At 61.4% G+C, this 21,973-nt stretch carries 20 protein-coding genes; 15 read left to right on the top strand and 5 right to left on the bottom strand.

What is annotated here, in order from left to right; genetic code table 11:
• Positions 1-19 precede the first annotated feature (19 nt).
• Positions 20-1,426: a prephenate-dependent tRNA uridine(34) hydroxylase TrhP gene (gene trhP, locus AC2EBU_RS12270; RefSeq protein ID WP_484610713.1), complete on the top strand. Its 1,407-nt coding sequence runs from the start codon at positions 20-22 to the stop codon at positions 1,424-1,426.
• Positions 1,427-1,510: 84 nt separating this feature from the next.
• Here trhP and AC2EBU_RS12265 read toward each other — a convergent pair whose 3' ends face one another.
• Positions 1,511-2,605 (bottom strand): PA0069 family radical SAM protein, encoded by a 1,095-nt coding sequence (locus AC2EBU_RS12265; protein ID WP_484610712.1) that lies wholly within the window; start codon positions 2,603-2,605, stop codon positions 1,511-1,513.
• 140 nt (positions 2,606-2,745) lie between these two features.
• On the opposite strand from AC2EBU_RS12265, the gene AC2EBU_RS12260 reads away from it, so the two are divergent.
• From AC2EBU_RS12260 to AC2EBU_RS12250, 3 genes are all read left to right on the top strand, one after another.
• The gene (locus AC2EBU_RS12260; RefSeq protein WP_484610711.1) at positions 2,746-3,315 is read left to right on the top strand and encodes a hypothetical protein; all 570 of its coding nucleotides are present in this window, start codon (positions 2,746-2,748) and stop codon (positions 3,313-3,315) included.
• A 378-nt stretch (positions 3,316-3,693) separates the two neighbouring features.
• Positions 3,694-5,442: an AMP-binding protein gene (locus AC2EBU_RS12255; RefSeq protein ID WP_484610710.1), complete on the top strand. Its 1,749-nt coding sequence runs from the start codon at positions 3,694-3,696 to the stop codon at positions 5,440-5,442.
• Between the two features lie 34 nt (positions 5,443-5,476).
• Positions 5,477-6,391, top strand: a complete 915-nt coding sequence (locus AC2EBU_RS12250) for a bile acid:sodium symporter family protein (protein ID WP_484610709.1) — start codon at positions 5,477-5,479, stop codon at positions 6,389-6,391.
• A 243-nt stretch (positions 6,392-6,634) separates the two neighbouring features.
• Here AC2EBU_RS12250 and acnB read toward each other — a convergent pair whose 3' ends face one another.
• The 4 genes from acnB to AC2EBU_RS12230 form a co-directional block, all read right to left on the bottom strand.
• Complete coding sequence (acnB, locus tag AC2EBU_RS12245; protein WP_484610708.1) at positions 6,635-9,226, bottom strand: bifunctional aconitate hydratase 2/2-methylisocitrate dehydratase; 2,592 nt, start codon at positions 9,224-9,226, stop codon at positions 6,635-6,637.
• A gap of 56 nt (positions 9,227-9,282) precedes the next feature.
• Positions 9,283-9,888 carry a hypothetical protein gene (locus AC2EBU_RS12240; protein ID WP_484610707.1) on the bottom strand — a complete coding sequence of 202 codons (606 nt, stop codon included), beginning with the start codon at positions 9,886-9,888 and terminating at the stop codon, positions 9,283-9,285.
• Positions 9,889-9,972: 84 nt separating this feature from the next.
• The gene (locus AC2EBU_RS12235) at positions 9,973-10,956 is read right to left on the bottom strand and encodes an HpcH/HpaI aldolase/citrate lyase family protein (protein ID WP_484610706.1); all 984 of its coding nucleotides are present in this window, start codon (positions 10,954-10,956) and stop codon (positions 9,973-9,975) included.
• 16 nt (positions 10,957-10,972) lie between these two features.
• Entirely contained in the window at positions 10,973-11,959 is a 987-nt protein-coding gene (locus tag AC2EBU_RS12230) for a malate dehydrogenase (RefSeq protein WP_484610705.1), read from the bottom strand.
• A gap of 181 nt (positions 11,960-12,140) precedes the next feature.
• On the opposite strand from AC2EBU_RS12230, the gene AC2EBU_RS12225 reads away from it, so the two are divergent.
• The 11 genes from AC2EBU_RS12225 (at position 12,141) to leuB (ending at position 21,723) form a co-directional block, all read left to right on the top strand.
• On the top strand, positions 12,141-12,926 hold the full coding sequence (locus tag AC2EBU_RS12225; protein WP_484610704.1) for a GntR family transcriptional regulator: 786 nt from the start codon (positions 12,141-12,143) through the stop codon (positions 12,924-12,926).
• Positions 12,927-13,045: 119 nt separating this feature from the next.
• The gene (sdhC, locus tag AC2EBU_RS12220) at positions 13,046-13,477 is read left to right on the top strand and encodes a succinate dehydrogenase, cytochrome b556 subunit (protein WP_484610703.1); all 432 of its coding nucleotides are present in this window, start codon (positions 13,046-13,048) and stop codon (positions 13,475-13,477) included.
• Positions 13,478-13,496: 19 nt separating this feature from the next.
• Positions 13,497-13,862: a succinate dehydrogenase, hydrophobic membrane anchor protein gene (gene sdhD, locus AC2EBU_RS12215; protein WP_484610702.1), complete on the top strand. Its 366-nt coding sequence runs from the start codon at positions 13,497-13,499 to the stop codon at positions 13,860-13,862.
• Between the two features lie 25 nt (positions 13,863-13,887).
• Positions 13,888-15,693, top strand: coding sequence for a succinate dehydrogenase flavoprotein subunit (sdhA, locus tag AC2EBU_RS12210; RefSeq protein WP_484610701.1), 1,806 nt, complete (start codon positions 13,888-13,890; stop codon positions 15,691-15,693).
• Between the two features lie 30 nt (positions 15,694-15,723).
• Positions 15,724-16,428, top strand: coding sequence for a succinate dehydrogenase iron-sulfur subunit (locus AC2EBU_RS12205; RefSeq protein WP_484610700.1), 705 nt, complete (start codon positions 15,724-15,726; stop codon positions 16,426-16,428).
• 13 nt (positions 16,429-16,441) lie between these two features.
• On the top strand, positions 16,442-16,717 hold the full coding sequence (locus AC2EBU_RS12200) for an FAD assembly factor SdhE (RefSeq protein WP_484610699.1): 276 nt from the start codon (positions 16,442-16,444) through the stop codon (positions 16,715-16,717).
• A gap of 61 nt (positions 16,718-16,778) precedes the next feature.
• Positions 16,779-18,080 (top strand): citrate synthase, encoded by a 1,302-nt coding sequence (gene gltA, locus AC2EBU_RS12195; RefSeq protein ID WP_484610698.1) that lies wholly within the window; start codon positions 16,779-16,781, stop codon positions 18,078-18,080.
• Positions 18,081-18,347: 267 nt separating this feature from the next.
• Positions 18,348-19,769, top strand: coding sequence for a 3-isopropylmalate dehydratase large subunit (gene leuC, locus AC2EBU_RS12190; RefSeq protein WP_484610697.1), 1,422 nt, complete (start codon positions 18,348-18,350; stop codon positions 19,767-19,769).
• 12 nt (positions 19,770-19,781) lie between these two features.
• A complete protein-coding gene (locus AC2EBU_RS12185; protein ID WP_484610696.1) occupies positions 19,782-19,913 on the top strand; it encodes an entericidin A/B family lipoprotein in 132 nt (43 codons plus the stop codon).
• Between the two features lie 4 nt (positions 19,914-19,917).
• Entirely contained in the window at positions 19,918-20,568 is a 651-nt protein-coding gene (gene leuD / locus AC2EBU_RS12180; protein WP_484610695.1) for a 3-isopropylmalate dehydratase small subunit, read from the top strand.
• 84 nt (positions 20,569-20,652) lie between these two features.
• Entirely contained in the window at positions 20,653-21,723 is a 1,071-nt protein-coding gene (gene leuB / locus AC2EBU_RS12175; protein WP_484610694.1) for a 3-isopropylmalate dehydrogenase, read from the top strand.
• The last annotated feature ends 250 nt before the right edge of the window (positions 21,724-21,973 follow it).

The following is a 21,973-nucleotide window of genomic DNA, read 5'->3' as shown; positions in this document are numbered from 1 at the left end:
GTCACACCACCGCTAAGGAATGCCGCCGATGAAAGCGCCTGAACTCCTGCTGCCCGCCGGTACGCTGCAACGCATGCGCGCGGCCTACGATTTCGGCGCCGACGCGGTCTATGCCGGCCAGCCGCGCTACAGCCTGCGTGCGCGCAACAACGAATTCCGCCTTGAGCAGATTGCCCAGGGCATCGCGGAGGCCCACGAGCGTGGCAAGAAGTTTTTTGTCACCAGCAACCTGATCGCCCACAACGACAAGCTGCGTACCTACCTGCGCGACCTGCAACCCGTAGTGGAACTGCGGCCCGACGCGCTCATCATGGCCGACGCCGGGCTGATCATGCTGGTGCGCGAGCAGATGGAAAAGGGCCTGTGGCCCGAGGTGCCGATCCACCTGTCGGTACAGGCCAACACCACCAACAGCGCCGCGGTGAAGTTCTGGCAGCGGCAGGGCGTGAGCCGCATCATCCTCTCGCGCGAGCTGAGCCTGGACGAGGTGCAGGCCATCCGCAACGACTGCCCGGACATCGAGCTGGAAGTTTTTGTGCACGGCGCACTGTGCATCGCCTACTCCGGCCGCTGCCTGCTGTCAGGCTATTTCAACCGGCGCGACCCCAACCAGGGCACCTGCACCAACGCCTGCCGATGGGAATACAAGACACAGGCCGCAACCACCGAGACCGATACCGGCGATGCCGTGCCGCTGCAGCGCCTTGATGGTTTCAATTTCGCAAATGAAGATGAGGACGCTGCCAGCGCCTTCTCCACCACCGGGAGCGGCCAGCGCCACCCCGAGGCCAACAAGGTCTGGCTGATCGAGGAAGCCGGCCGCCCGGGCGAGCTGATGCCCATCATGGAAGACGAGCACGGCACCTACATCATGAACAGCAAGGACTTGCGTGCGGTGGAGCATGTGGGCAAGCTCGCGGCGATGGGGATCGATTCACTCAAGATCGAGGGCCGGACCAAGAGCCACTATTACGTGGCACGCACCGCGCAGGTCTACCGCCGTGCCATCGACGACGCGGTCGCCGGCAAACCTTTCAATCCCGAACTGCTGCTGGAGCTGGAAGGCCTGTCCAACCGCGGCTATACCGGCGGTCTGCTGGAGCGCCGCCCGAGCCAGGACTACCAGAACTATCTGGCCGGCCACAGCGAAAGCCAGCGCAGCCAGTTTGTCGGCGAAGTGCTGCAGGTGCGCGAAGACGGCTGGGCCGAGGTCGAGACCAAAAACCGGTTTGCGGTGGGCGACACGCTGGAGGTGATCCACCCCTCTGGCAACCGGCGCGTTCCGCTGGCCGCGATGCAGGCACAGGACGGCAGCCCGATCACCGTGGCGGCCGGCAACCCGCTGCGGGTGTGGGTGCCGCTGGGCCTGCCCGCCGCCGGCGCGCTGGTGGCCCGGATGCTCGAAGGCAGCGCCGCGACCGCCTGACACTGATCTATTGCACAAAAGCGGCCGATACCCATCGTAAAAAGGTCGCTTTACGCTATATTTATTATAGTACGTTCGCCGTCATCATGCGTCGAATAGACTCGCCTGACCGTGTAGCGCCGAGGGCGAGAACAACGCAGTGGTCAGTGGCACGGCAGACTCGTTCATTCCGAGCCTTTGGCATCGCTGGTTGAAGCGCTGCTGCAACAACTGCGACCAGACGCCCTGCCCTTTCATGCGCAGCCCGAATCGGGGGTCATAGCGCTTTCCGCCGTGCAGTTCCGTGACCCGGGCCATGACACGTTCGGCGCGGTCCGGAAAACACCGCTGCAGCCAGTCTTCGAACAATGGTTTGAGTTCCCACGGCAGCCGCAACACCTGATAGAACGCGCGGCGCGCTCCTGCGGCATGGGCGGCGTCCAGTACCTGCTCCATATCGTCGTTCAGGAACGGAATCTGCGGCGATAGGCTCACGCCCACGGGAATCCCGGCGGCGGCCAAAGTCTCCAGGGTACGCAACCTTCGGTACGGTGCGGCGGCGCGGGGCTCCATCTGGCGCGCCAGGGCGTCCTTCAGGGTCGTGATGCTGACGTACACCGCCACCAATCCCTGCGCGGCCATGGGGGCCAGCAGATCGAGGTCGCGCTCGATCCCGCTGCCCTTGGTGACAATGACCACCGGCAGACGGGCTTGCGCAAGCACCTCCAGCACCGAGCGGGTCAGGCGCAGCCGCCGCTCGACGGGCTGATAGGCATCGGTCACGGTGCCCAGCGCCAGTACTTGGGCCACAAAACCTGGGCGCACCAGTTCGGCCCGCAGGCGCTCGGCGATATTGCGCCGCGCGATCAGCCGGGTCTCGAAGTCCAGCCCGGGGCTGAGGCCCAGATAGCTGTGACTGGGGCGCGCGTAACAGTAGCTGCAGCCGTGTTCGCAGCCGCGATAAGGGTTCAGACCCAGCTCAAAACTGATGTCGGGCGAATGGTTGCGAGTAATCGCCTGACCGATGTCTTCCCAGCGCACTTCGGTGGGCACCGTCACGGGGGCGGGGGCGGGGGCGTCAGTCGATGACCAGCCGTCGTCGAACGGCTGCCGGTCTTCGCGGGTGAACCGATGCGCCACATTCAGCAAGGTTCCACGGCCTTTAAGAACCAGCGTGGGTGGATGGGGGATGGCGGGCATCCAGAAACTGTATATAAATACAGTTACCATGGCAAGCACTGCGCTCTGGCGATCCCTGGCGCCGACACGCATGGCTTGGCCGATTCGAAGTGGCCTTCGGTATTTGGAACACAGCGGGAGGTTCATGCGAAGATGCCCCCATGAAATCCAAACGTCTGCTTGCTTGTTCCGCACGCGCAGCCATCCTGACCTCGGTCACCTGCAGCGCGTTCGCGCAAGAGCCCGCCGTACCTGGTGTGCCCACACTGAGGCCGCTCGCCGCGGAGTCGGCGCCGGCTCGGCCCGCTTCTGCACCGAAAAAAAAACCGGCAACACCGGGGCCAGCCAACGTTTCCCTGCTCACCGGGGCGATGGGCGTGCAACACAGCGCGCGCGATGGACTCGGGCGCCTTGTCTTTACGACCGGCGCCACGTTCACCACCCAGGAGGCACAACGCTCCGCGACGACCGCGGCCCGATCGGTTCAGCGCGGGCTTGCGAATGCTTGTGGTAGCCAATGCAAGCCGGAGAAAATGGCTCCGCCCAAGGTCTTGCCGAGTGGTCAGCTCGAGTTCGAATTGGTCTTTCGGCCCTTGTACCAGCACTTGACGCAGGCTCAGTACGTTGCCGCACTCCAGGGCCAGCCGCTTGCCCTGACTCCCGCCCAGATCACCGCACCGGCTGCGGGGCCAGCCGAATCCACCCCGGCCAACGAGACGGCGACCCGGTAGCCCGGCCGGCCCCGTGACGACGGAGGCGCGTTTCCTCGACGCCCGTCGCACGCGCACGCCGCCGGAACTGGCGCCCATGCCCAAGCAAAGCCGGGCGTTTCTGTGCGTTCACCGGTGACGCGGAGTGACCGTGGCTGGGCAGGCAAGAGCCGATGAAAGCAATGGCTGCTTTGTTAGCGCAGCAAAACGATGCTTTCGCTGGGGCAAAGTTGCAGGGCAATGCCCGCCATCGACGTAGGGACGAAACGCTGCGAGGCAGCCTTCACCGGGGTAAACACCAGCTAAAAACTGAATCGGCTACCCACAAACTTGACTCGAAGCTGACTAGCATCCACAAACTTTAAAACCAGCACGATCGTTCTTTTACTTCTCACCCCCATGTCTGACAACACCACACCTCCTTGGCATGCCACCTACCGACAGGTGGGAATCGCCCCTGTCCTGGCGCAGTTGCCTTACCGTAACCTGGCGGAACTGACCCACGAAAGCTGCAGAAAGTGGCAAACCGAAAGCAAAGCCAAAGCAGCCTTCAGCTGTGTGGTACCCAACGGCATGAATGGCCGCCTGAGCTTCGCCGAGGTAGACGAACTGTCAGACGCATTTGCCGGCTACTTGCGCGCCGTGTTGGGTCTGAATGCGGGCGACCGCGTGGCGGTGCAGTTGCCCAACAGCCTGGGCTACCCGGTGGCGGCGCTGGGTGTGTTCAAGGCCGGGTGTGTGCTGGTCAACACCAACCCGCTGTACACCGAAACCGAAATGATCCATCAGTTCAACAACAGCGGCGCAAGGGTGCTGGTGCTGGTGGACATGTTTGCCGACAAGTTACCCGCTGTGCTGTCAAAAACCGGCATCAAGCAGGTGGTGCTGGCATCGGTGTCCGAGTTTTTCCCGACGGTGCCGGGAATCATCGTCAAGGGCGTGCAAAAGTACTGGAACCGTGTGCTGCCCCCGGTCACGTCACCACACATCCGCCTGAAGGATGCGTTGACCGCTGGCCGTGCCACCCTGGCAAAAACACCCGCCAAGCAATATTGGCACGGCGTGGGCCGCGATGACCTGGCGCTGCTGCAGTACACCGGCGGCACCACGGGTGTGAGCAAAGGGGCCATGCTGACGCACGGCAATTTGCTCAACAACATTTGCCAGACACATGCCATGGGTCAAAGCCACATGACACCCGGCAATGAATGTGTCATGACGGCGCTGCCGCTATACCACATCTTCGCGTTCACGGCCAATTTGTTGGGCTACATGACCATTGGTGGACACAACGTGCTGATTCCCAACCCACGGCCGGTGCAAAACCTGCAACGTGCCATGGAGAACTTCCCCATCACCTGGATGACCGGGGTCAACACCCTGTTCAACGGCCTGCTGAACGAAGAATGGTTTGTGGCCTACCCGCCGAAAACCCTCAAGGCGTCAATTTCAGGCGGCACTGCGTTGCACACGGCGGTAGCTCAGCGCTGGCGTGATGTCACCAAAACCCCGATTGCGGAAGGCTACGGCCTGACCGAAACCGCGCCGGTGGTGAGCTTCAACCCACTGACAGGCACGCCACGTGACGGCAGCATTGGCATTCCCGCCCCCGGCACCGACGTGCGACTTACCAACGACGAGGGGCAAGACGTGGCCCCCGGAACGCCCGGCGAAATCTGGGTACGCGGCCCTCAGGTGATGAAGGGCTACTGGCAAACCGCCGAAGAAACCGCCAAGGTCATGCACGACGGCTGGTTTGCCACGGGTGACATTGCCGTGATGGATGAAACCGGGTTCATGCGCATCGTCGACCGAAAGAAGGACATGATCCTGGTGTCGGGCTTCAACGTGTACCCGAACGAGGTGGAAGACGTCATTGCCGACATGGACCATGTGCTGGAGGTAGCCGTGATCGGCGTGCCCGATGCAAAAACCGGCGAGGCCGTTCGCGCCTATGTGGTGCAGAACCCTGACCACAGCAAAGAGGTGATGCCCGCCGACGTGCTGGAACACTGCCGCAAACACCTGGCGGCCTACAAGGTGCCAAAACTTGTAGTGGTGCGCGACGAACTGCCCAAGAGCCCTATTGGCAAGGTGCTGCGCAAAGACCTGCGCAAGGCCGTGGCCGAAGAAATGAAGCGCGCTTGAGCCCCCTTCACAGACACAACCAGAGAAGCTGCACATGATTTCCGAACTCGAAACCAAGCTGCTGGGCATCATGATGATCGTCATCATGCTCGGCATGGGCGCGTCACTGACGTGGCGCGATTTTCTGATTGCCTTTCGAAAACCCAAGGGCGTGCTGGTGGGCCTTCTGTGCCAATACGGCATCATGCCGTTGCTGGCGTTCTTGCTGGCCAAGGCACTGGGCTTGTCTCCAGGCTTGACAGTGGGGCTGATTCTGATGGGCTGCATGCCGGGCGGCACCACTTCCAACATCTTCACGTACTTCAGCAAGGCTGTGCTGGCGTTGTCGATCATGATGACGTCGGTGTCGTCTCTGATTGCGCTGGGCATGGTGCCTGCGCTGCTGGAGTTTTACTCGCAACTGGCGGGCTTGACGGGTGAGTTCAAGATTCCGGCAGGTAACGTGGCACAGGTGCTGTTCGTCCTGCTGGTGCCCACCGTCATTGGCATGGTGTTGCGCAAGTTCAACCCCAATATTGGTGCCAGCGTTGAGCTGCTGGGCGGCATGTTGGGGATCGGTGTGATTCTGTTCCTGGTGTTCACCTGGATTCCGCGCAACCACATGCTGCTGGCCAACACGCCGTGGTACGTATTCTTTGCCGCCATCGGGCTCGGGGTATTCGGAATGGCGTTGGGTTACTTTCTGGCCCGTGTTCTAAAGCAAGACCCGAACCGCAGCCGAACCATCGCGCTGGAGACCGGCATTCAGAACGGCCCGCTGGCGGTGCTGATCGTCACACTCACGTTCACTGGGGAAATGCAGCAAGAAGTGCTGCTGATTCCGGTGCTGTATTCGCTCTTCATCGTCATCACGTCAAGCATCGTGACCGTGTTTTTCCGCCGCAAGAGCAACGAGGAGGCGCTGGCCCGTGACCGGATGAAAGACGGTGCCCTGCTGTCTGTGAAGTAGGCACCCCGATCCATCCATCAGCACCGACCCGGGTTCAGGCACCGCTTTGGTAGGGCAACGTACGCACAGGGCTGTGCTGACTGCAGCATGCGAGTTTTCCTGAGGTGGGCAGGGATGCCGGGAAAAAGCACCGTATCCTGCGGCTGCCACTAGCGCCTGACATCGCCCCGTTTGCGGCACCTCACGCGAAACGGCCCAGTGATCGCTCCCTGGGCCGTTTCTATTCACTCAGCGAGAAGCCGCTCAGGCCGTCGCTTCCTTCGCGTTCTCCACGTACTCCTCGATCTGGTCGAAGTTCAGGTACTTGTAGATCGCCGCGCCGTCCTTGTTCACGATGCCCATGGCTTCGTGGTATTCCGCCACGGTGGGGATCTTGCCCAGTTTGGACGCAATCGCCGCCAGCTCGGCCGAGGCCAGGAACACGTTGGTGTTCTTGCCCAGGCGGTTGGGGAAGTTGCGGGTGGAGGTGGAGACCACGGTGGCGCCTTCGCGCACCTGGGCCTGGTTGCCCATGCACAGGCTGCAGCCGGGCATCTCAGTGCGTGCACCGGCGGCGCCGAAGCTGGCGTAGTGGCCTTCCTTGATCAGTTCGCTCTCGTCCATCTTGGTCGGCGGCGCGACCCACAGCTTGACCGGGATGTCGCGGCTGCCACCCAGCAACTTGGCCGCGGCGCGGAAGTGACCGATGTTGGTCATGCACGAACCGATGAAGGCCTCGTCGATCTTGGTGCCGGCGACTTCGGACAGGGTCTTGGCGTCGTCCGGATCGTTGGGGCAGCACAGGATGGGTTCCTTGATGTCGGCCAGGTCGATCTCGATGACGGCGGCGTACTCGGCGTCCTTGTCGGCTTCCAGCAGCTGCGGGTTGGCCAGCCAGGCTTCGACCTTTTCGATACGGCGCTGCAGGGTGCGCGCGTCCTGGTAGCCGTCGGCGATCATGTTCTTCATCAGCACGATGTTGCTGGTGAGGTATTCCTTGATCGGCTCGGGGTTGAGCTTGATGGTGCAGCCGGCGGCCGAGCGCTCGGCCGAGGCGTCGGACAGCTCGAACGCCTGTTCCACCTTCAGATCGGGCAGTCCTTCGATTTCCAGGATGCGGCCCGAGAAGATGTTCTTCTTGCCGGCCTTGGCCACGGTCAGCAGACCGGCCTTGATCGCGTACAGGGGGATCGCATGCACCAGGTCGCGCAGGGTCACGCCCGGCTGCATCTGGCCCTTGAAGCGCACCAGCACCGACTCGGGCATGTCCAGCGGCATGACGCCGGTGGCGGCGCCGAAGGCCACCAGGCCGGAACCGGCGGGGAAGGAGATGCCGATCGGGAAGCGGGTGTGGGAGTCACCGCCGGTGCCCACGGTGTCGGGCAGCAGCAGGCGGTTGAGCCAGCTGTGGATCACGCCGTCGCCCGGACGCAGGGACACGCCGCCGCGGCTGCTGATGAACTTGGGCAGTTCGCGATGAGTCTTCACGTCCACCGGCTTGGGGTAGGCCGCGGTGTGGCAGAAGGACTGCATCACCAGATCAGCCGAGAAGCCCAGGCAAGCCAGGTCCTTCAGCTCGTCGCGGGTCATCGGGCCCGTCGTGTCCTGCGACCCCACGGTGGTCATCTTGGGCTCGCAATAGGTACCGGGACGCACGCCCTGGCCTTCGGGCAGACCGACGGCGCGACCGACCATCTTCTGCGCCAGCGTGAAGCCGGCCTTGGTTTCAGCCGGCACGCTGGGCAGCCGGAACAGCGTGGAAGCGGGCAGGCCCAGGAACTCGCGTGCCTTGGCGGTCAGCGAGCGGCCGATGATCAGGTTGATGCGGCCGCCGGCGCGCACTTCGTCGAAAAGCACGTCGCTCTTGAGCTTGAACTCGGCCACGGTCTCGCCGTTCTTGACCAGCTTGCCGTCGTAGGGCAGCACGTCGATCACGTCACCCATTTCCAGCTTGGACACGTCCACTTCGATCGGCAACGAGCCGGAGTCTTCCTGCGTGTTGAAAAAGATGGGGGCGATCTTGCCGCCCAGGGTCACACCACCAAAACGCTTGTTCGGCACGAACGGGATGTCCTGACCGGTGGCCCAGATCACGCTGTTGGTGGCGGACTTGCGCGATGAACCGGTACCGACCACGTCGCCCACGTAAGCGACCAGGTGGCCCTTCTTCTTCAGGTTTTCGATGAACTGCATCGGGCCGCGCTTGCCGTCTTCCTCGGGCTTGAAGGCCGCGTCGGGGCGGGTGTTCTTCAGCATCGCCAGGTAGTGCATCGGGATGTCCGGGCGTGTGGTGGCATCCGGCGCGGGCGACAGGTCGTCGGTGTTGGTCTCGCCAGGCACCTTGAAGACAGTGACGGTGATCTTCTTTTCGACTTCGGGGCGGCTGGTGAACCACTCGGCGTCGGCCCAGCTCTGCATCACGTCCTTGGCCACCGCATTGCCGGCCTTGGCCTTCTCGGCCACGTCGTTGAAGTAGTCGAACATCAGCAGCGTCTTTTTCAGCGCAGCGCCGGCCACGGCCGCCACCTCGGCGTCGTCCAGCAGTTCGATCAGGGGGTGGACGTTGTAGCCGCCCACCATGGTGCCCAGCAGTTCGGTGGCCTTGGCCTTGGAGATCAGGCCGACCTGGAGGTCTCCGTGGGCCACGGCGGCCAGGAACGAGGCCTTGACTTTGGCGGCATCGTCCACACCCGGGGGCACGCGGTGCGTCAAGAGGTCCATCAGGAAGGCCTCTTCGCCGGCGGGCGGGTTCTTGATCAGTTCGATCAGTGCTTCCACTTGCTTGGCATCAAGCGGCAGCGGGGGAATGCCAAGGGCCGCGCGTTCGGCGGCATGTTCACGGTAGGCTTTCAACATGGTGGTTTCTCCTGTCTCAAAAAAAATTTACGGAGCCGGCAAGGTCTCCGGGGGATTCATCGTTTGACGGGTTCGCTGACATCAATCAATGCCGGCGGCGGATTGTTTTTTAGCGCGGTTGCTGTCGCAACCTGTTCGGCATTGGCACATTCGTCGGCAATTCGGCGTCCTTGCTTCTGATTCATCAGCATGGACTTGTTGGCCAGTTGCAGCCAGACGGCCCCCGCCTGCTTGTCTTCCAGACGAATGGCACCCGTACTGGTTTCGACCGGATGCATGCGGTAGCGGAAGCCTTTACCGCTGACCGTAAAGTACCCCGGCACGCGTTCGTCCGCATCGACGGTAACGGATGCACCCAGTTCGCAGGGCAGAACACCCCGATGAACCTGCTGGGCAATGGCCAGTTCACCCGGTGTCAACGCGGCCTCAGCAGCGCGAATGCCTGCCGCCACTTGCACCGCTGCGCTGTGCAGTTGGGTACGACTGGAGGTCGACGAGACAGGCGCGGCGGACGGCAAGGTCTTCTTTCCGCTCGATGCGACCTTGGTGGTTTTCGACGCAGCCGCATTTGACCCGGAAGGCGTGCTTGACTTCGCAGACACTGCGGTTTTCTTCTCGGCTGCCGGCAATTTTGCCGGGGTGGAACTGCCTGCCTGTGCCAAGGCGGCGACCGGCAATACCAGAGCCAGAACTGCGAGGGCGCTACGTGACATTGGTATCTCCGATGGTTAGAAGTTTGCCTGGGCTCAGTCGCAAAAGATCCGAATCGCGTCAGGAACGGAACGCCCTGTACGGTAGGCGCGCTCGATCACGTGCCAGTAGTAGCGGTAACTCGCGCGGTCGTGCAGGTTGCCCCGGAACGAGATCGGTGCCCAGTTCTCCGCGATTGCCGCCGTGATGATATCTGCCGCAGTGGCAATTTCCTGTGGATCAGGCGCCATCGCCTCGACGATGGGACGGATCTGGGCTGGGTGGATGCTCCACATGCGGGTATAGCCCAACTCACGGTAGGCCCGCTGGGCAGCGGACCGCATGGCGCTGCCATCCGCAAACTCGGTCACCACGCAATGCGAAGGCACCTTGCCGTGTGCATGACAGGCTGACGCAATTTCCAGCTTGGCTCGCACCACCAAAGGGTGGCTGAACTGACCTGCGGCGCCCATCGCGCTGGCTGGAATGGCGCCCGCATGGGCAGAAACAAAATCCATCAGCCCGAAACTGAGCGACTGAACCTGCGGATGAGCGGCAATGTCGAATGCTGCGTGCACCGCTGCCGGCGATTCGATGAGTACCTGCAACGGCGTCTCGGCGCCGGCCCTTGCCAGGGCTGCCACGGCTCTGTCAACGTCCAACCGTGATTCGACCTTGGGAATCATGATGTGACACAAGCGATCCCCCACCCTGCCCGCGATCAGATCTATGTCTGCGTCGAAGCAGGGATGGTCGACCGGGTGGATTCGCACGGCCACACGAGCGCCCGCACGCGCACCTTCCACCAGATCCGCCACCAGTTTCGCGTGAGCCGCCTCGGCCCCTACGGGAGCGCCATCCTCGCAATCCAGCGTGACGTCAAAAACGCAGGTACCGAATTCCGCAGCCATCTGAGCCTGGAGATCCAGGCTCTTGCGCATCCGTGCCTCAACACCGCTGTAATGATCACAGACCGGCAGGGAAGCCGCGCCGGCCTGGGCACCCAGCAGGACGTGTCGGGGATGCCCGGGATCGGCCATGGCGATTGCCGGGCACTTACAGGAGGTGGGCGACGCCGGCCTGCTCGTCTTGCAATTCCTTCAGGGTCTTGTTGATGCATTCCTGCGAGAAAGCGTCAATCGGCAACCCTTCCACGATCTTGTACTCACCACCTTCACAGGTGACCGGATAGCCGAACATGACTTCCTTGGGAATGCCGTATTCGCCGTTGGACGGCACGCCCATGGTGACCCACTTGCCATTGGTGCCCAGGGCCCAGTCGCGCATGTGGTCGATGGCGGCGTTTGCAGCCGAGGCGGCCGACGACAGACCGCGGGCGGCAATGATGGCCGCGCCGCGCTTGCCCACGGTGGGCAGGAAAGTATTGGCGTTCCAATCGTGATCGTTGATGGTGTCCTTGACGGATTGGCCGTTCACGGTGGCGAAACGGTAGTCGGCGTACATGGTGGGCGAATGGTTACCCCAGACGGCCAGTTTCTCGATGTCGCCAACAGCGATGCCCATCTTGGCCGCGATCTGGCTGGCGGCACGGTTGTGGTCCAGGCGCAGCATGGCGGTGAAGTTCTTCGCCGGCAGATCGGGCGCCGACTTCATGGCGATGTAGGCGTTGGTGTTGGCAGGGTTTCCGACGACCAACACCCTGACGTTGCGTGAGGCAACAGCATTGAGCGCTTTGCCTTGGGCGGTAAAAATCTGGGCATTGGCAGCGAGCAGATCGGCGCGCTCCATGCCCGGGCCGCGGGGACGCGCCCCCACGAGCAGGGCGTAATCGGTGTCCTTGAAGGCGGTCATCGGGTCAGCATGGGCTTCGATACCGGCCAGCAACGGGAACGCGCAGTCTTCCAACTCCATGATGACTCCCTTGAGGGCGTTCTGTGCCTTCTCGTCCGGGATCTCCAGCAATTGCAGGATGACGGGCTGATCCTTGCCCAGCATTTCGCCGGAAGCAATACGGAACAGGAGGGCGTAGCCAATCTGGCCGGCTGCGCCGGTAACGGCAACGCGAACGGGTGTCTTGCTCATGAAAGGATCTCCAAAGGAAAGGGAAGCAGAGGGCGCGAACCAAGGCCGCAGACGACTTTCAGCTCGCAAATCAGCGGCAGTTTATCCGCACAAACCCTGATATGTCAACTTGTCTTATGTCTTATATAAGATATGATCAAGGTCTTTCCGCGACCCTGACCGTTCCGGCCGCTCGCTCATCATGTCTACCGCCCCCAACAGCCCCACACCGCCTGTCCAGACCGACGGTGTATCGGTTGCCACGCCGGCCTTCAGTCCGCTGTATCAGCAAATCAAGGCGCTGCTGCTGAAGAGCCTGCAAGCGGGCGAATGGCGTCCCGGGGAGACCATTCCAAGCGAGGTCGATCTGGCCACCCGTTTTCGTGTCAGTCAAGGCACAGTCCGCAAGGCGATCGACGAACTGGCGGCCGAGAACCTGCTGGTGCGGCGGCAAGGTCGAGGTACCTTTGTCGCAACCCACGCCGAACAACTGGTGCAGTACCGGTTCCTGAAACTGGTTCCGGATAGCGGCGATGTAAACAGCGAGGGCCCGGCCCAGCGCAACATCGTCGACTGCCGCCGCACACGGGCCAATGCCGATGTTGCCCGTCTCTTGGCCCTGAAACCGGGCGATCCGGTGCTCCACGTCCGCCGTTTGCTGGCATTTTCGGGGGTACCGACCATTCTGGACGATATTTGGCTTCCGGGCGGCCCCTTCAAAGGCCTGACAGCAGAGCGTCTGACCGACTACCACGGGCCAATGTACGAAATGTTCGAAACCGAGTTCGGTATCCGGATGGTCCGGGCAGCGGAAAAAATCCGGGCTGTCCGCCCCGATGGGGAACAGGCTCGCCTTTTGGCGGTTGACGAGAGCACTCCTTTGCTGAGCGTGCAACGAATCGCTTACACCTACAACGACATCCCCATGGAACTTCGCCACGGCTTGTATCGGACTGATACCCACCACTACCGCAACGAACTGAACTGATCATGTTGCCATCAGGGTCAAGGGGCTGAAATGCTCGTGTCAGTTTGTTGCGTTGCAATAGAATTTCGCGGTCCGTCAATCTCGAATTACAAGGCAGTTACATCCACGAAAGACTAACCATGACCGAAATTGCCAAACAGCGGCCTGAGTTCCGCAATATCAATGCCATCACGGATCTGACCACCTACCGCTTGCCTCCGGCAGGTTGGGTTTCAATACTGCACCGGGTCAGCGGAGCGATTCTGTTCTTGTTGCTCCCCTTCATCATCTGGTTGTTCGACACGTCAGTCACCTCCGAAATATCGTTCGCCCGGTTCAGTTCCGCATTCGGCGCAGGTCTGGGTTTTGTGCCTGGATGGTTCGTGAAACTGGTTGCACTTGCACTGATCTGGGCTTACTTGCACCATTTTGTTGCCGGCGTCCGCCATCTTTACATGGACGCCACCCACTCAGTTACCAAGGAGTTCGGTCGCTCATCGGCGATCGTCACCCTGGTACTTGGCGTTGGCCTGACCGCTGTCCTGGGCGCCAAGCTCTTTGGGCTCTACTGATCGACAAGGAAAACACAATATGTCCGTCAACTACGGTTCCAAACGCGTCGTGGTCGGCGCCCACTATGGGCTGCGCGACTGGCTGGCCCAACGGGTAACGGCAGTGCTGATGGCCCTTTTCACCGTGCTGCTACTCGCGCAAGTGGTGTTTACCAAGGGCCCGATCGGCTATGACCTCTGGGCCGGCATATTTGCCGCTCAATGGATGAAGGTCCTGACTTTTACCGTCATCATCTCCTTGGCCTATCACGCGTGGGTTGGTGTGCGTGATATCTGGATGGACTACGTCAAACCTGTCGCAATCCGCTTGATCCTCCAGGTCTTCTCCATCGTCTGGCTTGTCGGCTGTGCCGGTTGGGCCGTCCAGGTGCTGTGGCGCCTCTGATACGCCCCTCAAGAGAACTAGAACCATGAGCTATACAAAAAAAGATATTGCCCGGCGGCGTTTTGACGTGGTGATCGTCGGCGCCGGCGGCTCTGGCATGCGCGCTTCGCTGCAACTGGCCCGCGCCGGACTGAACGTGGCCGTGCTTTCAAAAGTCTTTCCCACCCGGTCGCACACGGTCGCTGCACAAGGCGGCGTCTCGGCTTCGCTCGGCAACATGAGCGAAGATAGCTGGGAGTTCCACTTCTACGATACCGTCAAGGGTTCCGACTGGCTTGGCGATCAGGATGCCATCGAGTTCATGTGCCGTGAAGCTCCCAAGGTCGTGTACGACCTGGAGCACATGGGCATGCCCTTCGACCGGAATCCGGACGGCACGATCTACCAGCGGCCGTTCGGTGGTCACACCGCCAATTTCGGCGAAAAGCCCGTGCAGAGGGCTTGCGCTGCAGCCGACCGTACCGGTCATGCCATGCTGCACACCTTATACCAGGCCAATGTGTCCGCCCGAACGACTTTTTTCGTCGAATGGATGGCGCTGGATCTGATCCGGGATGCCTCGGGTGATTGCGTCGGCGTATCCGCACTGGAGATGGAAACCGGCGACCTGTACGTCCTTGAGGCAAAGACCGTTTTGCTCGCCACCGGGGGCGCCGGCCGGATCTATCAGTCCTCAACCAACGCCTTCATCAACACCGGTGACGGTCTGGGCATGGCTGCCCGCGCAGGCATCGCCCTGCAGGACATGGAATTCTGGCAGTTTCACCCCACCGGTGTCGCAGGAGCGGGCGTCTTGCTGACGGAAGGTTGCCGGGGCGAAGGCGCGATTTTGCTCAACAGCAACGGCGAACGTTTCATGGAACGCTATGCCCCGACCCTGAAAGACCTGGCTCCCCGCGACTTTGTTTCGCGTTGCATGGGCCAGGAAATCCTGGAAGGGCGTGGCTGCGGGCCGAACAAGGACTACATCCACATGAAGCTGGACCACCTGGGCGCCGAAACCATCCACAAGCGGCTTCCCTCGGTGTACGAAATTGGCGTCAATTTCGCCAACGTTGACATCACGCGCGAGCCCATCCCGGTGGTACCGACCATCCACTACCAGATGGGCGGCATCCCGACCAACATCAATGGCCAGGTTGTCGAAACAGTCCACGGACAGGACCGACCGATCAACGGCCTGTATGCGGTGGGCGAATGCTCCTGCGTGTCGGTGCACGGTGCCAACCGCCTGGGCACCAACTCCCTGCTGGACCTGCTGGTTTTCGGCAAGGCCGCTGGAAACCACATCGTTGCCAACGTCAATCCCAAGCAGGAACACAAGCCCCTGCCCGCAGATGCCACCGATCGCACCCTCGCACGTCTGAGCCGCCTCGACAGCTGCAAGGATGGTGAGTATTCCCAGGACGTCGCCAATGACATGCGTTCCATCATGCAGACGCACGCCGGGGTGTTCCGAAGCCAGGAATCCATGGATGAGGGCGTGACCAAGATCAATGCATTGCGCGATCGGGTCAACCGGATTGGCCTCAAGGATAACTCCAAGGTCTTCAATACGGCGCGAATCGAGGCCCTGGAAGTTGAGAACCTGATGGAGGCTGCCCAAGCCACCATGACCAGTGCGGCAGCCCGCAAGGAGTGCCGCGGCGCCCATCTGGTGCGCGACTACGAACACGACGTCACGCACCCGACCTGCCCGCTGGGCCGCAACGATGCCGAGTGGATGAAACACACCCTGTGGTTCACGGATGGCAATCGCCTCGATTACAAGGCGGTGCGCACCCAGCCACTGACAGTGGAGACTGTCCCTCCCAAGCCCCGTACTTTCTGACCGGCTCGCGCGACCAAAAGGAACCTGAAAATGGCACAACGCACATTCAAGATCTACCGCTACGATCCGGACAAGGACGCCAAGCCTTACATGCAAACCCTTCAGGTCGAGCTGGATGGCACCGAGCGCATGTTGCTGGACGCCCTGGTCAAACTCAAGGCTGTCGATCCGACACTGTCATTCCGCCGCTCCTGTCGCGAAGGGGTGTGTGGATCTGATGCGATGAACATCAACGGCAAAAACGGCCTCGCCTGCCTGACCAACCTGAACACACTCAAAGGCGAGATTGTTCTCAAACCGCTGCCAGGCCTGCCGGTGGTACGTGACCTGATCGTCGACATGACGCTGTTTTTCAAGCAATACCACAGTGTCAAACCCTACTTGATCAACACCACCCCGGCGCCGGAACGCGAGCGTCTGCAGTCGCCGGAAGAACGTGATGAGCTCAACGGGCTGTATGAGTGCATCCTCTGCGCCAGTTGTTCGACCAGCTGCCCCAGCTTCTGGTGGAACCCAGACAAGTTTGTCGGCCCGGCCGGATTGCTGCAGGCCTACCGTTTTATTGCCGACAGCCGCGACCAGGCTACCGGAGAGCGGCTGGACAACCTGGAGGATCCCTATCGCCTGTTCCGGTGCCACACCATCATGAACTGTGTCGACGTCTGCCCCAAGGGGCTGAACCCGACCAAGGCGATTGGCAAGATCAAGGAGTTGATGGTCCGGCGGGCCGTCTGACGGAATTGCAGCAATGCCCAGTGAATCCGGTCAGATCCTGCTGGACGAACGCGCCCTGAGCAAGCTTCGCTGGCGTTGTCGCCGCGGCCTGCTGGAGAACGATCTGTTCATTGAACGGTTCTTTGCCAGGCATGAATCTGGCTTGACCGCGGAGCAGGCGCAGGGATTGACCGAACTGATGGACTTGTCCGACAACGATCTCCTGGACTTGTTGCTGGGCCGAACGGCGCCTTCCGATTCGGCGCAGTCGGCTTCGGCAAAGGACGTATTGGCGATGCTGCGCGGCTGATGCCGAAAGGTATCAAAGCGGCGGTCGACCGGTAAGAGGCTTAACCTAAGGAAACCATGAAATGAAACTCGCTGACAACAAAGCCACCCTGTCGTTCAGCAACGGCAGCCCCAGTGTCGAGATGCCTGTCTACCAAGGCACCATCGGCCCGGACGTCATCGACATCCGCAAGCTGTACGCGCAGACCGGCATGTTCACCTACGACCCCGGTTTCCTGTCGACCGCTTCGTGCCAGTCGACCATCACCTACATCGACGGCGACAAAGGCGAGTTGCTGTATCGCGGATACCCGATCGAGCAGTTGGCCACCCACTGCGACTACCTGGATACCTGCTACCTTCTGCTCAAGGGCGAACTGCCCAACAAGGGCCAACGCGACGACTTCCACAAGCGCGTGCTCAATCACACAATGGTCAACGAGCAGATGCAGTTCTTCCTGCGCGGCTTCCGCCGGGACGCCCACCCGATGGCGGTGCTGACCGGCCTGGTCGGCGCCCTGTCGGCCTTCTATCACGACAGCACGGACATCAATAACCCCGAGCATCGGGAAATTGCGGCAATCCGCCTCATTTCCAAGATGCCGACCCTGGTGGCCATGGCCTACAAATACGGGGTAGGCCAGCCTTTCATGTACCCGAAGAATGACCTGAGCTACGCCGGCAACTTCCTGCGCATGATGTTCGGCACTCCGTGCGAAGAATACAAGGTCAATCCGGTCCTGGAAAAGGCCATGGACCGCATTTTCATCCTGCACGCCGATCACGAACAGAATGCTTCGACCTCGACGGTTCGCCTGTGCGGCTCTTCCGGCACCAACCCGTTTGCGGCCATCGCCGCGGGCGTGGCCTGTCTGTGGGGCCCCGCCCACGGCGGCGCCAACGAGGCCTGCCTGAATATGCTCGAAGACATCCAGCGCAATGGCGGCGTTGCCAAAGTCGGCGAGTTCATGGAGAAGGTCAAGGACAAGAACTCCGGCGTCAAACTGATGGGCTTCGGGCACCGGGTCTACAAGAACTACGACCCCCGCGCCAAACTCATGCAAGAAACCTGCAATGAAGTGCTGAGTGAACTGGGCCTTGAAAACGACCCGCTGTTCAAACTGGCCAAAGAGCTGGAGAAGATCGCCCTGGAAGATGACTATTTCGTCCAGCGCAAGCTCTACCCGAACGTAGACTTCTATTCCGGCATTGTTCAACGTGCGATTGGTATCCCGGTCAACTTGTTCACCGGCATCTTCGCGCTGGCCCGCACGGTGGGCTGGATTGCCCAGCTCAATGAAATGATCGCCGATCCGGAATACAAAATCGGCCGTCCGCGTCAGCTGTTCACCGGCTCGCCCCGTCGCGACGTCAAACCGCTGTAAGCCGGTTTGCCACCGCTATGACCCACCCGCCGGTCTCTCCCGGCGGGTTTTTTCTTGGTACGGGCTCATCGATAGCTATATTAAATATAGCGATAAACGACCATATATCGCTGGGTATTGCCCTTTTTCGCCAAAACTTGTTGGAAAATGGCGATGCGCGGTCGCCGCCCCCACAAAGATACGCCCCCCCGGGAATACGCCACAGCCCCGGAGGAGCGTCTGAAACCCGGCGGCGAATAAAATTCGCTCCACAGCAAGGAAACCAGAATGGGACGCACCCTCTACGAAAAAATCTGGGACGAACACGTCGTTCACACGGAGGAGGATGGCACCGCGATCCTCTACATTGATCGTCACCTCGTCCACGAGGTCACCAGCCCCCAGGCTTTTGAGGGGCTGCGTCAGGCCGGACGCAAAGTCTGGCGTGTCAGCTCCGTGGTGGCGACGGCAGATCACAACACGCCCACGACCGGGTGGGAACTCGGCTACGACGGCATTTCCGACCCCATCAGCAAGGAACAGGTCACGACGCTGGACACCAATATCCGGGAATTCGGTGCTGCGGCGTTTTTCCCGTTCCTCAACAAACGCCAGGGTATCGTGCATGTCATCGGACCGGAGAACGGGGCCACCCTGCCCGGCATGACGGTCGTCTGCGGTGACAGCCACACCTCCACCCACGGCGCGTTCGGCGCACTGGCCCACGGCATCGGTACCAGCGAGGTGGAGCACGTACTCGCCTCGCAAACCCTGCTGGCCAAGAAGGCGAAGAACATGCTGGTTCGCGTTGAGGGCCAGACATCGCCCGGCGTTACCGCAAAAGACATCGTTCTGGCCATCATCGGCAAGATTGGCACCGCCGGCGGCACCGGCTACACCATCGAGTTTGGCGGTGCGGCCATTCGCGCCTTGTCCATGGAAGGACGCATGACGGTCTGCAACATGGCCATCGAAGCCGGCGCCCGGGCCGGCTTGGTTGCAGTGGACGAAAAGACCATCGACTACGTGCGCGGCCGTTTGCTGTCGCCCACCGGGGTGGAATGGGACCAGGCTGTCGCCTACTGGAAAACACTGCATTCCGATGCCGACGCGCGCTTCGACGCCCTGGTCGAGTTGGACGCATCGCAGATCGTGCCGCAGGTCACCTGGGGAACCTCGCCCGAGATGGTTCTGGGTATCGACGACCGGGTCCCCGACCCAGACAAAGAAAAAGACGCCAACAAGCGTGGTGCGATGGAGCGGGCGCTGACCTACATGGGCCTGCAGCCGGGAAAACCCCTCAACGACATTGCCGTCGACAAGGTATTCATCGGCTCCTGCACCAACAGCCGCATTGAAGACATGCGCGAAGCCGCGGCCGTGGTGCGAAAACTGGGCCGCAAAGTCGCACGCAATGTCAAACTGGCACTGGTCGTCCCTGGCTCCGGTCTGGTGAAAGAACAAGCCGAGCGAGAGGGTCTGGATACAGTCTTCAAAGCCGCAGGTTTCGAGTGGCGCGAGCCCGGTTGTTCGATGTGCCTGGCCATGAACGCCGACCGCCTGGAGCCCGGCGAACGATGCGCCTCGACGAGCAACCGAAACTTCGAAGGCCGCCAGGGCGCGGGCGGACGAACCCATCTGGTCTCCCCGGCCATGGCCGCTGCCGCTGCCGTGCACGGCCATTTTGTCGATATCCGTCAATTCACCTGAAGGAGTGTTGCCATGAACAGGATCGTTGCCATTCTTGCCCTTGCCACCATCACGTTGCTGGCCGGTTGCAACACGGTCAAGGGGGTCGGACAGGACATTCAAAAGGCCGGCGAGAAGCTCGAAGACGCCGCCAGAAAGAAGTGAACCGATGAGAACCTTTACCGTGCACCAGGGCTTGGTGGCGCCCATGGACCGCGAGAATGTCGACACCGACGCCATCATTCCCAAACAGTTCCTGAAATCCATCCGCAAGACCGGTTTCGGCCCCAATCTCTTTGATGAATGGCGCTACCACGATGCTGGCTTCCCGGGTCAGGATCCCGCCTCACGGCGCCCCAATGCGGATTTTGTCCTCAACCAGCCGCGCTACCAGGGCGCCTCGATTTTGCTGGCACGCAAGAATTTCGGCTGTGGCTCCAGCCGCGAACACGCACCGTGGGCCATCGACCAATACGGCTTCCGCGCCATCCTGGCGCCCAGCTTTGCTGACATTTTCTTCAACAACTGCTTCAAGAACGGCCTTTTGCCCATTGTCCTGCCCGAGGCCACCATCGCCCGACTGTTCGACGATGTTCATGCCTTCCCGGGGTACCAGCTCACAATTGACCTCGAACGCCAGTTGGTCATTCAATCGCAGGGTGAAGAAATTCCTTTCGAGGTCCAGCCCTTCCGCCGCTACTGCCTGCTCAACGGCCTGGACGACATCGGGCTGACACTACGCCACGCCGACAAAATCAAGGCCTTTGAGACAGAACGTCTTGCCACCAAACCTTGGCTGGCCCATACCGCGACCTTTTGAACCGACTTTCGGCCATTCTTCAAGCAAAAAGTGCCAATACCCAGCGTGAGAAGGTCACTTTTCGCTATCAAATAGATACTTTTCATGAAAATCGCAATTCTCCCGGGTGACGGCATCGGCACCGAAATTGTCGCGGAAGCGGTCAAGGTCCTGAATGCACTGGACCTGCGTTTCGAAACCGAATCCGCCCTGGTCGGCGGCGCCGCCTACGAGGCGCACGGCCATCCCCTGCCCGAATCGACCCTCAATCTGGCCAAGGCAGCCGACGCGGTGCTGTTCGGCGCCGTGGGCGACTGGAAATACGACAAGCTGGACCGCCCCCTGCGCCCGGAGCAGGCCATCCTGGGCCTGCGCAAGAACCTCGGCCTGTTCGCCAATTTCCGCCCGGCCATCTGTTACGAACAGCTGGTGGGCGCATCCAGCCTCAAACCCGAATTGATCGCCGGCCTGGACATCCTGATCATCCGCGAGTTGACCGGCGACATCTACTTCGGCCAACCCCGCGGCCGCCGCACCGCGGTGGACGGTCATTTCCCGGGCGCCGAGGAAGCCTTCGACACCATGCGCTACAGCAAGCCGGAGATCGAGCGCATCGCCCATGTCGCCTTCCAGGCGGCACGCAAGCGCAACAAAAAAGTCACCAGCGTCGACAAAGCCAATGTGCTGGAGACCTTCCAGTTCTGGAAGGATGTCGTGACCGAGGTGCATGCCCAGTACCCGGACGTCCATCTGGAGCACATGTACGTCGACAACGCGGCCATGCAACTGGTCAAGAAGCCGAAGGCATTTGACGTCGTGGTCACCGGCAACATGTTCGGTGACATCCTGTCGGACGAAGCCTCCATGCTGACCGGCTCCATCGGCATGTTGCCGTCGGCCAGCCTGAACAGCAGGAACCAGGGCCTGTACGAACCCAGCCACGGCAGCGCGCCCGACATCGCCGGCAAGGGCATCGCCAACCCGCTTGCCACCATCCTGTCGGCCGCCATGATGCTGCGTTTCAGCCTGAACCAGGAGGAAGCCGCCCAGCGCATTGAAGCGGCTGTGCAGAAGGTGCTCGCCCAAGGGCTGCGCACCCCGGACATTTGGAGCGAGGGCACAACCCAAGTCAGTACAGCCCAGATGGGCGACGCGGTGGTGAAGGCTTTGGGCTGACCCGACGCAGCAGGCGCAGGCAGAAACGGCCGTGCCGATTGATTGTTGCACGCTGCGCACAGGCCCAACACCCTGGGTTCGTCGTTGTAAGCCTTGCCAAAGGCTCCATGCGCTAAAATCCTGCCCATGTTTGCCGCCTGCCTGTTCACCCTGAATCCAGCACCCGCCGCCATGGCCGGTGTGGCTGTGCGCGCAATCTCCACCAAAACCACGACCATTAAGGGCTGATCCGGCCTGGTTCGTCGTGCGC

The sequence above is a fragment of the Curvibacter sp. T50 genome, from assembly GCF_057219955.1.
The sequence above is the reverse complement of the archived record's forward strand: the minus strand, read 5'-3'. Positions and strand labels throughout refer to the sequence as shown.